Source organism: Mycobacterium sp. (assembly GCF_051006775.1).
Taxonomy (GTDB): domain Bacteria; phylum Actinomycetota; class Actinomycetes; order Mycobacteriales; family Mycobacteriaceae; genus Mycobacterium.
Genome location: NZ_JBPCSX010000097.1, coordinates 1 through 9740, shown reverse-complemented (window position 1 = coordinate 9740; position 9740 = coordinate 1). Strand labels below are relative to the sequence as shown.

The window sequence follows — 9740 nt, the reverse complement described above, 5'->3', positions numbered from 1 at the left end:
AGGTCGTAGCGTGCGGCCAGGAACTTGCTCAGTCCGTCACGCAGAAGTTCCTGTTCACTGCTCAGGTTGAAGTCCATGTCCTACAGCCGCTTCTTTCTAAAGACCGAGGGTCGCTTTGGCCAGGATGTTGCGCTGAATCTCGTTGCTGCCGGCGTAGATCGAGCCGGCCCGGTCGTTGAAGTAACGTAGCGGCGCCACCGCCTGCCACGGCTCGCCGCTGACATAGCCGTCCGGCGGCGGGAGGTAATCAGACACCGGGCCGCCGGGCCGGGCGGCATGCGGCTGGTAGACCCGTCCGCGCGGGCCGGCGGCCTCCATGGCCAGTTCGGTGATGGCCTGACTCAGTTCGGTGGACAGGATCTTCAGCATCGACGATGCCGCACCCGGGTTGCCGCCCGCGGCGACGGTGGCCAGCACCCGGTACTCCAAGATCTCCAATACCTCGGTGCGGATGCGGACGTCGGCGAGTTTGGCCGCGAACGCGGGATCATCGATCAGCTGGCCGGCATTGGCCGCGATCCGCTCCGACATCACCGCAAGCGCGGGTGCAGCGGCGCCACCGCCGCGCTCAAACTCCAGCAGATACTTGGCCACCGTCCAGCCGTCGTCTATCTGCCCGATCACATTGGACTTGGGCACCCGAACACGAGAGAAGAAGATCTGGGTCTGCACCTCCTCGCCGGAGGTCATCACCAGCGGACGGATCTCGATACCCGGGGTCGTCATGTCGATGAGCGCGAAGGTGATGCCATGCTGCTTCTTGGCCGACCGAGTGGTGCGCACCAGGGTGAAGATCCAGTTCGCCTCCATGGCATGGGTGGTCCAGATCTTGCTGCCGGTGCAGACCAGATCATCACCGTCGTCGACGGCGGCCATCTGCAGCGAGGCCAGATCCGAGCCGGACTCCGGTTCGGAGTAGCCCTGGCAGAAGAACACCTCACCGGTGAGGATGCGGGGCAGGAAGTAGTCCTTCTGTTCGGGTGTGCCGAAGGCGATGATCGCGTGGGCCACCATGTGAATTCCCATGGGGGACAGCGACGGCGCCCCGGCGAGGGTGGACTCGCGGCTGAAAATGTAATGCTGGGTCAGCGACCAGTCGCACCCGCCGTACTGAGGAGGCCAGGCCGGGGCGGCCCAGCCGCGTTCGTGCAGGATTGCCTGCCAGGCCATGCTGGCCTCGTGGTCGGCGTACACGCTGGTCATCAGTCGGCCAGCCTGCCGCAGGTCAGGATGGAGTCTCTCGTCCAGGAACGCCCGCACTTCGTCGCGGAATTCGAGATCTTTCACCGACCACGTCAGGTCCATCCCGGCCACCTCTTATCTGATTGTTGGCCGAAACGGTAGACCGTCGGCGTGACGGGTGCCACTTTCGATGTCTCGGCCTCCGCCGGTGGTGTCATCGACCACCACCCGCCAGGAGAACCCCTCCGACCGCGCTGCTGCTCAGCAGCAGCGTGCCCCTGGACTGGACTCAGTAGCCCGGTGGCGCAGCCGCCAGTACTCCGCCTCGTCGAGGACGGGACCGTCCGGATGGGTGCGACGGCAGTGCTCGACGTAGCGTGCATAGTGGCTGTCGCCCATCAGTGCGCCGACGTACCAGCGGATCTGGCGGCCGATTTCGGCAATGCGTCCCACTGCTTCTGCACCTCCTTCTCCACGGGTGTGGCGAACAACCGAGATGGCCCGAAAAGCTTTGATGGCACTGGGGTTTCGGCGGCCGGTGGCGGGCCGTCACCGCGTATGGATCGCAGTGCCATCACCACGGCAGAGGCCACGACGATCACCACGACCACCGCGAAGACGACCGACAGCGTGCCCTGGATGAAGGTGTTACGCACCACCGCGTGTAACTGGCCGATGTCCTTGGCCGACCCGAACGACGTCTTGCCGGCATCCAGGGCGTCGCGGAACTGGAAGTGCTGGGTCCAGTAGCCCAACTTCGGATCGCCGGAGAAGATCTTCTGCCATGACGCCGTGAGCGTCACGATCAGATCCCAGAGCAGCGGAATGCCCGGAATCCAAACCCATTTCAGCAATCCCATCTTGATCACCACCACGGTGACCACCGTCAGCGCGATCGCCGCGAGCAACTGGTTGGCGATGCCGAACAGCGGAAAGAGCGTATTGATGCCGCCGAGGGGATCGGTGACACCCATGAGCAGGATCGAACCCCACGCCGCAACCACGATGATGCTGCACGCCCACGCCCCGGGTCTCCAACTCGGATCGTGCAGGCGTCGAAGCGGGCCGCCGAGGTTGCTCAGGCCGTCGGAGAGCATGAACCGTGCCACCCGGGTGCCGGCGTCGATGGTAGTGAGGATGAACAGCGCCTCGAACATGATCGCGAAGTGGTACCAGAAGGCCTTCAGCCCGCTGCCGCCGAACACCGACAGCACCTGGGCCATACCGAACGCCAGCGTGGGCGCGCCACCGGTGCGCGAGACGATCGACTTCTCCCCGACACTGGCCGCGGCGTCGCTGATCTCCGCCGGGGTGATCGGCGCCCCGGACAGTCCGAGTTGGTTGACGTAGGAGGCCGCGGTCTCGGCCGTCCTGCCGGTCTGGGCTCCCGGGGCATTGATGGCAAAGTACAGGTGCTGGTTGAGGATCGCCGCAGTGATCAACGCCATGATTGCGACGAACGACTCGGTCATCATGCCGCCGTATCCGATCAGCCGCATCTGGCCTTCCTTCTCCAGCAGCTTCGGAGTGGTGCCCGACGCGATCAGCGAATGGAAACCGGAGAGCGCCCCACACGCGATCGTGATGAACAGGAACGGAAACAGCGAGCCGGCGAACACCGGCCCGGTACCGGATGTGGCGAACTGCGAGATGGCCGGCGCCTGCATCACCGGCCGAGCCAGCAGAATGCCGACGGCCAGAAGTGCAATGGTGCCCACCTTCATGAACGTCGACAGATAGTCCCGCGGGGCCAGCAGCAACCAGACCGGCAGCACCGAGGCGGCCAGTCCGTAGATGATCAGGCACCACGAGAGGGTGACCTTGGACAGGGTGAACCACTCCGTCCCCCACCCGGTGTGATCGATCCAGCCACCGGCCACCACCGCCAGCAGCAGGAGCGCCACCCCGACCAGCGACACCTCCGAGACCCGGCCCGGACGAAGGAAGCGCAGGTACAGGCCCATGAAGATCGCGATCGGGATTGTCATCGCGATCGAGAAGACACCCCAGGGGCTTTCAGCCAACGCGTTGACCACCACCAGGCCCAGCACCGCCAGAATGATCATCATGATCACCAGAACACCGACGATCGCGGCCGCTCCACCGATCGCGCCGAGTTCGTCGCGCGCCATCTGCCCGAGGGAGCGTCCGCGACGGCGCGTCGAGATCGCCAGCACCAGATAGTCCTGGACGCAGCCCGCCATGACCGCGCCGACGATGATCCAGATGGTGCCCGGCAGATACCCCATCTGAATCGCCAGCACCGGGCCCACCAGTGGGCCGGCCCCGGCGATCGCGGCGAAGTGATGTCCGAAGAGCACCCGCCGGTCGGTGGGCAGGTAATCGGTGCCGTTCTCGTAGATCTCGGCCGGGGTTGCGTGGTCGTCGCGCGGCCGGACGATCTTCATTTCGATCAGCCGCGCGTAGAACCGAAACCCGATCACATAGGTGCAGATCGCCGCGATGACGAACCACACCGCGTTGACTGTCTCGCCACGCAGGAATGCGATCACGGCCCAGGCGACGGCGCCCAGGACCGCGACGGCGCCGAAGGCGAGCTTGTGCCTGCCGGTGATCGGCGACCGGTCGATGATCGCCACCGGGGGCAGGTTCTTGTCGGTGCGGACGAACGTGACGTCGCCGCGGACCTCCTCGATGCGGTCCGGCGGCGCGGTGGGCGCTGACACCATGCCCTCCTCAGGTCTGCGGATGCGCTGGCTGTGATCCTCCCACGGTGACCGGCTTCCCTGCCGATATCAACCGGTTGGGGGATGCGCGCACCGCTATTCCCGGCAGGCTCAACTACTTCGACCCCGAGGCGCGGGCTCGACCGAGGAGGTATGAGATGCCCGCGTGGCGATTGCGTGACTATCACGACGAGGACCTGGACCAAGCCATTCAGGTGTGGGACCAGAGCCGGGGACCCGGTTCTGCCGAGCCGGTGTTCACCGTGGCCGAGGTGATGGCGGCCGCGCGCGCCGGTCAGCCCGCGGTGGTCGCCGAGGTGGGCGACGAGGTCGTCGGAATGGCGGTGGCGCAGACCCAGGGCGAGCGGGCCTGGATCCTGTTGGTGGCGCTCAGTTCCCGGTGGCGGCACCGCGGTATCGGCAGCGCGCTGCTCTCAGATCTGGAGCGCCGGCTGCGCTCCCAGGGTGTGCGTCGCATCTGTGCGGTGCTGACGGAGGGGGCGACCGGCACTGCGGCCCTGGAGAACTCGGGCTATGCCCGCCGCGACGGACTGGTCTATTACGAGATGCTCGAGCACCTCGGTCTCGATCAGGCCAATCTGCTCGACGAACTCGGCGGCCAGATCCTGCCGCCCGGGTTATGGGGCGATATGGCGGGGATGGAGACCGAGAAGTCGATCATCGAGCGCCGCATCGTCGACCCGCTGGCCCACCCCGATATCGCGGACCGCTACGGGGTTCAGCCGCCCAAGGCGGTGATCCTGTTCGGACCGCCCGGCACCGGGAAGACCAGCTTCGCCAAGGCAATCTCGTCGCGGCTGGGCTGGCCGTTCGTCGAACTGTTCCCGTCGCGGCTGGCGGCCACCGGCAGCGGAGGACTGGCGGCCTCGCTGCGGGAGGCATTCGCCGAACTCGCCGAACTCGACGAACTGGTGTTGTTCATCGACGAGGTGGAGGAGATCGCCACCGCTCGGTCGGGGGCGTCCACCGCCGAACTGGGCGTCACCAACGAGTTGCTCAAACTGATTCCGGCGTTCCGGCAGCACGACAGCAGGTTGCTGGTCTGTGCCACCAACGCGGTGCACTCGCTGGATTCCGCCTTCCTGCGTCCCGGCCGGTTCGACTACGTGATTCCGGTGGGGCCACCCGATCAGCCGGCCCGCCGGGCGATCTGGCAGCGCTACCTGGGCGCGGCCAGTGATCATGCCAACGCCCACATCGACGTCGACCGCCTGGTCACCGCCTCGGAGTTGTTCACCCCCGCCGATATCGAGTTCGCCGCCCGGAAGGGTGCGCAGGCGGCGTTCGAGCGGGAGATGCTCGACGCTCGCGGCCAGCCGGCCGAGACCGGGGATTACCTGCGGGCGATCAGCGAGATCAGGCCCACCCTGTCCGCGGAGATGCTGGCGGAGTTCGAGCGCGGCAAGGAGGACTTCGCCCGGCTGTAGCGGATCAGCGAACGTCGATGGATACGGTGTGCCAGCCGGTGGCGCCATCCGGGATCACCCCGGCCTGATCCCCGGTCTGCACCGCACCGGTGTTGTCGGTGGCGCGCACCGACACGGTGTGCGGACCCGGGGTGGCGTTCCACGGAAACGACCACAGCCGCCAGGTGTCATTGGAGTAGGCCGCACCCAGTTGCGCCGGCTGCCAGGGCCCGTCGTCGATGCGTACCTCGACGGCTTTGATGCCGCGGTGCTGCGCCCAGGCGACACCGCCGAAAGTGGTCGGGCCCGCCGCGATCCGTGACCCGTTGCCCGGCACGTCGATACGCGACTGGGTCTTGATCGGCCCACGGGGTGACCAGCCGAGCTTCGTCCAGTAGGCCTCCGCCCGGTCGAAGCGGGTCAGCTCCAGATCGCTCAACCACTTTGTCGCCGAGACGAATCCGTACAGCCCTGGCACCACCAGCCGGGCGGGGTAACCGTGCTCCACCGGAAGGGGCACGCCATTCATCCCGATAGCCAGCATCGCGTCACGGTCGTCGGTCAGGGCCTCGACCGGAGTTCCGGCGGTCCACCCGTCCACGGATGTGGACAGCACCATGTCGGCGTCCGCACGAATCCCGGCCGCCCGCAACAGGTCCCGAACCCGGTACCCGGTCCAGGTTGCATTCGAGATCAGGTCTCCGCCGACCGGATTCGATACGCACGTCAGTGTCACGGTCTTCTCGATCGGCTCGAACTGGCGCAGATCCTCGAAGCTGTAGGTCACCTCTTGATCGACCATGCCGTGAATGCGCAACCGCCACTGCGACCGCGACACCTGCGGCACGCTCAGTGCGGTGTCGATCCGGTAGAACTTGTCATTCGGTGTGATGAAACTCGGCAGCTCGACACCTCTGGGCGAAACATCGGCCGGTGGCGGCGCCGGCGGGGAAGCCGGGCTGGGCAGCGCCAGGGTGTCGCGCTCACCGGATACCGACCGCAACCGGCGAGTTAGAAGTACGCCGGTGACACCGGCGGCCAGTCCAGCTGCGCCGAAACCGAGGGTCATCAGGGACAGCCGCCGGCCGGGATCCACCGCTCCCGAGCCGGCCGCGGGCGCCTCACCGTCGGTGATCCGTCCGGAGGTCAGCAGCCGCAGCACCGCGACCGCGCACGCGACCCCGACCACGGTGGGGATGATGTCGGCGATGCCGGCGCCCGGCCGGGTGAGCACGGCCGCGCAGCCGGCCACGCCGGCGACGATCATCGCCAGGCTGCCCACCGGGACGCGGGAGCGCTCAAACATGCCGGTGATCGCGGCCGCGACAGCGATCACCACGAGCACCATCACCGTCAGGAACAGCTTGTCGGAGGTGCCGAAGGTCTGAATGGCCCATTCCTTGACCGGGCCGGGCGTCAGGTTGATCACCGCGCTGCCCACCGATGTGCGGACATCGGCGGCGGGGGAGAAGAAGGTCGCCAGTAGCTGCGCCACCCCGACACCCACGGCCGCGGCAGCTACGCCCGCGCCCAACCGCATACCCGCTGACCTTTCTGTCATGGGAAATAAGGCTAGCCCTCGCTGACCGGCGCGGGCGTGACTGAACCATGACGGAGCGCCGACGCGGCTGCCGTGCCCCGGCGGGCGGGCGGTAGCGTCCGATGGCGGGAGCCGTACCGCAGACCACAGGAGACAATCGATGCCCATCGCACTCACCGATGACCACCGCGAACTGGGCGGGGTCGCCCGCTCCTTCCTGACCGCGCAGAAGGCGCGATGGGCGGCGCGGGAACTGCTCGACGCCGACAAGGAGACCATGCCACCGTTCTGGCGGGAACTGGCCGAACTGGGCTGGCTCGGTCTGCACATCGATGAGCGCCACGGCGGCTCGGGATTCGGGCTGACGGAACTGGTGGTGGTCATCGACGAACTCGGTCGGGCGGTGGCGCCTGGCCCGTTCGTGCCGACGGTCGTCGCCTCCGCGGTGATCGACGCCGTGGGCACCGAGGAGCAGAAAGCCCGGCTGCTGCCCGGGCTGATCGACGGATCCCGCACCGCCGCAGTCGGTTTCGGTGGCAACGTGGCGGTGTCGGACGGTCACGCCTCCGGTGACGCCGGTGTGGTGCTCGGCGCCGGCCTCGCCGACGTGCTCCTGCTGGCGGCCGGCGAGGACATGATCGTGGTGGAGCGCACCGCCGCCGGTGTCACCGAAAATCTGCCCGGCAGCCTGGACCTGACCCGGCGCTCCGGTCACGTCACCCTGTCCAACGTCGCCGTCGGCGATAACGTCCTGCCCGGCGCGCGGCAGGCCGCGCTGGCCCGCGCCCGCACCCTGTTCGGGGCTGAGGCCGTCGGCGGCGCATCGGACTGTGTGGACACCGCCGTCGAGTACGCCAAGGTGCGCGAGCAGTTCGGCCGCACCATCGCGACCTTCCAGGCGGTCAAGCACCACTGCGCCAACATGCTGGTTGCATCGGAGTCCGCCGTCGCCACCGTATGGGACGCCGCCCGCGCCGCCGGTGAAGATGAGGATCAGTTCCGGCTCATTGCCGCTGCCGCCGCGACATTGGCTTTCAGCGCCTATGTCCGCAACTCCGAACTGAACATTCAGGTGCACGGCGGAATCGGGTTCACCTGGGAGCACGACGCCCATCTGCACCTGCGGCGCGCGCTCACACTGCAGGCGCTGCTCGGCGGTGATGGCCCGGCCACCGACGTGTTCACCCTCACCGCGGCCGGGTTCAACCGTGCCAACAGCCTGGACCTGCCGGCCGAGGCCGAGGCGATGCGCACCGAGATCCGCGCGGAGGCGCAACGTATCGCCGCGCTGGACGAGAAGGCCCAACTCGATGAACTGATCGCGACGGGTTACCTGATGCCGCACTGGCCCAAGCCGTGGGGTCGCGCCGCCGGGGCGGTGGAGCAGCTGCTGTGCGAAGAGGAGTTCGCCGCGGCGGATGTGAAGAAGCCTGGCTACGGGATCACCGGGTGGGTGATTCTCACTCTCATCCAGCACGGAACGCCCTCGCAGATCGAACGATTCGTGGAGAAGGCACTGCGCAAGGATGAGATTTGGTGCCAGCTGTTCTCCGAGCCGTCGGCCGGGTCGGACGCTGCGGCGGTCAAGACCAGAGCCACCCGCGTCGATGGCGGTTGGAAGATCACCGGACAGAAGGTGTGGACCAGCGGGGCGCACTACTGCCGACGCGGATTGGCCACCGTGCGTACCGAATTCGACGGGCCCAAGCATGCCGGCATCACGATGGTGATCCTCGACATGAAAGCGCCCGGCGTCGAGGTCCGGCCGCTGCGTCAGATCACCGGTGGTTCTGAGTTCAACGAGGTGTTCTTCAACGACGTGTTCGTGCCCGATGAGGACGTCGTCGGCGAGCCCAACGCAGGCTGGACCGTCGCGCGCGCAACCCTTGGTAATGAGCGGGTGAGCATCGGCGGCGGTGGTGGTGACCTCGCCCCGGCGTCGGCCTGGCTGGTGCACCTCGCCCAGACCCACGGCGACCGGATGGTGGGCGCGGTCCAGCGGGTCGGCAGATTCCTCGCCGAGGACGAGGCTCTACGGCTGCTCAACCTGCGTAGCGCCGCCCGCAGCATCGAGGGCGCAGGCCCGGGGCCGGAGGGCAATATCACCAAACTCAAATTGGCCGAACACTTTCAGGAACAGGGCGTGATCGCGGCCGGCCTGCTCGGTCCGGAGATGGTGCTCGATGCCGGCGAGGGTGCGCTGGCTGCGCGAGCGGCGATGGGCGCCCGCGGAATGGCGATCGCCGGCGGCACCTCCGAGGTCGCCCGCAATCAGATCGCCGAGCGCATCCTCGGCATGCCGCGCGACCCGCTGATCAAGTAGCCGCGGGCCTCCGGGGGCACCGTCTGATATCAGGACTTCTTCGTGAACGCGCGCAGCCAGTCGAACCAGGCGCCCATGCCCTCGCCGGTGCGGGCGCTGACCGCAAAGATGGTTGCCGTCGGGTTCACCTGCCGCACCCGGTCGATGTAGGTGTCCACATCGGCGTCCAGATGGGGCACCAGATCGATCTTGTTGAGCAGAACAACGTCCACCGAACGGAACATCACCGGGTACTTCAGCGGCTTGTCCTCGCCCTCGGTGACCGAATAGACCATTGCCTTGGCGTGCTCGCCGACGTCGAACTCGGCGGGGCACACCAGGTTTCCGACGTTCTCGATGACGACCAGGTCCAGCTGCGCCAGGTCCAGGCCCTCCAGTGCCCGATGGACCATGGGCGCGTCCAGGTGACATTCACCGCCGAAACCATTGTTGGTGTTCAGCAGCGAGATCTGCGCGCCCCGGCCGCCGAGTTTTGCGGCGTCGAGATCGGTGGCGATATCTCCTTCGACGATACCCACGGCGATGTCGCCGGCCAGCTCGTCGAGGGTGGCCGCCAGCACGGTCGTCTTACCCGATCCCGG

7 protein-coding genes are annotated in these 9740 nt (G+C 67.2%); 2 read left to right on the top strand and 5 right to left on the bottom strand.

Annotation, left to right across the window (positions count from 1 at the left end):
• Window positions 1–96 precede the first annotated feature (96 nt).
• The 3 genes from ACR2JI_RS07230 to ACR2JI_RS07220 all read right to left on the bottom strand — a co-directional run bounded on the left by ACR2JI_RS07230 (window position 97) and on the right by ACR2JI_RS07220 (window position 3872).
• The gene (locus tag ACR2JI_RS07230; RefSeq protein ID WP_526389403.1) at window positions 97–1305 is read right to left on the bottom strand and encodes an acyl-CoA dehydrogenase family protein; all 1209 of its coding nucleotides are present in this window, start codon (window positions 1303–1305) and stop codon (window positions 97–99) included.
• Between the two features lie 138 nt (window positions 1306–1443).
• Window positions 1444–1581 carry a CstA-like transporter-associated (seleno)protein gene (locus ACR2JI_RS07225; protein WP_526389405.1) on the bottom strand — a complete coding sequence of 46 codons (138 nt, stop codon included), beginning with the start codon at window positions 1579–1581 and terminating at the stop codon, window positions 1444–1446.
• Complete coding sequence (locus ACR2JI_RS07220) at window positions 1581–3872, bottom strand: carbon starvation CstA family protein (protein WP_526389402.1); 2292 nt, start codon at window positions 3870–3872, stop codon at window positions 1581–1583. Before ACR2JI_RS07220 ends, ACR2JI_RS07225 begins: the two co-directional genes overlap by 1 nt.
• Before the next feature lie 155 nt (window positions 3873–4027).
• Between ACR2JI_RS07220 and ACR2JI_RS07215 the strand changes: the two genes are divergently transcribed.
• Window positions 4028–5317 carry an ATP-binding protein gene (locus ACR2JI_RS07215; protein WP_526389404.1) on the top strand — a complete coding sequence of 430 codons (1290 nt, stop codon included), beginning with the start codon at window positions 4028–4030 and terminating at the stop codon, window positions 5315–5317.
• Between the two features lie 4 nt (window positions 5318–5321).
• Here ACR2JI_RS07215 and ACR2JI_RS07210 read toward each other — a convergent pair whose 3' ends face one another.
• The gene (locus tag ACR2JI_RS07210; RefSeq protein ID WP_526389401.1) at window positions 5322–6857 is read right to left on the bottom strand and encodes a molybdopterin-dependent oxidoreductase; all 1536 of its coding nucleotides are present in this window, start codon (window positions 6855–6857) and stop codon (window positions 5322–5324) included.
• A 139-nt stretch (window positions 6858–6996) separates the two neighbouring features.
• Between ACR2JI_RS07210 and ACR2JI_RS07205 the strand changes: the two genes are divergently transcribed.
• Window positions 6997–9159 (top strand): acyl-CoA dehydrogenase family protein, encoded by a 2163-nt coding sequence (locus ACR2JI_RS07205; RefSeq protein WP_526389400.1) that lies wholly within the window; start codon window positions 6997–6999, stop codon window positions 9157–9159.
• A gap of 29 nt (window positions 9160–9188) precedes the next feature.
• Here the strand turns inward: ACR2JI_RS07205 and hypB are convergent.
• A partial coding sequence (gene hypB, locus ACR2JI_RS07200; RefSeq protein WP_526389399.1) for a hydrogenase nickel incorporation protein HypB occupies window positions 9189–9740 on the bottom strand: 552 nt, incomplete at its 5' end.

Excerpts from the sequence above, each read along its gene's own strand:
- ACR2JI_RS07220 (WP_526389402.1), bottom strand. The coding sequence starts at position 3,872 with ATGGTGTCAGCGCCCACCGCGCCGCCGGACCGCATCGAGGAGGTCCGC.
- ACR2JI_RS07205 (WP_526389400.1), top strand. The coding sequence starts at position 6,997 with ATGCCCATCGCACTCACCGATGACCACCGCGAACTGGGCGGGGTCGCC.
- ACR2JI_RS07225 (WP_526389405.1), bottom strand. The coding sequence starts at position 1,581 with ATGGGCGACAGCCACTATGCACGCTACGTCGAGCACTGCCGTCGCACC.
- ACR2JI_RS07215 (WP_526389404.1), top strand. The coding sequence starts at position 4,028 with ATGCCCGCGTGGCGATTGCGTGACTATCACGACGAGGACCTGGACCAA.
- ACR2JI_RS07210 (WP_526389401.1), bottom strand. The coding sequence starts at position 6,857 with ATGACAGAAAGGTCAGCGGGTATGCGGTTGGGCGCGGGCGTAGCTGCC.
- ACR2JI_RS07230 (WP_526389403.1), bottom strand. The coding sequence starts at position 1,305 with ATGGACCTGACGTGGTCGGTGAAAGATCTCGAATTCCGCGACGAAGTG.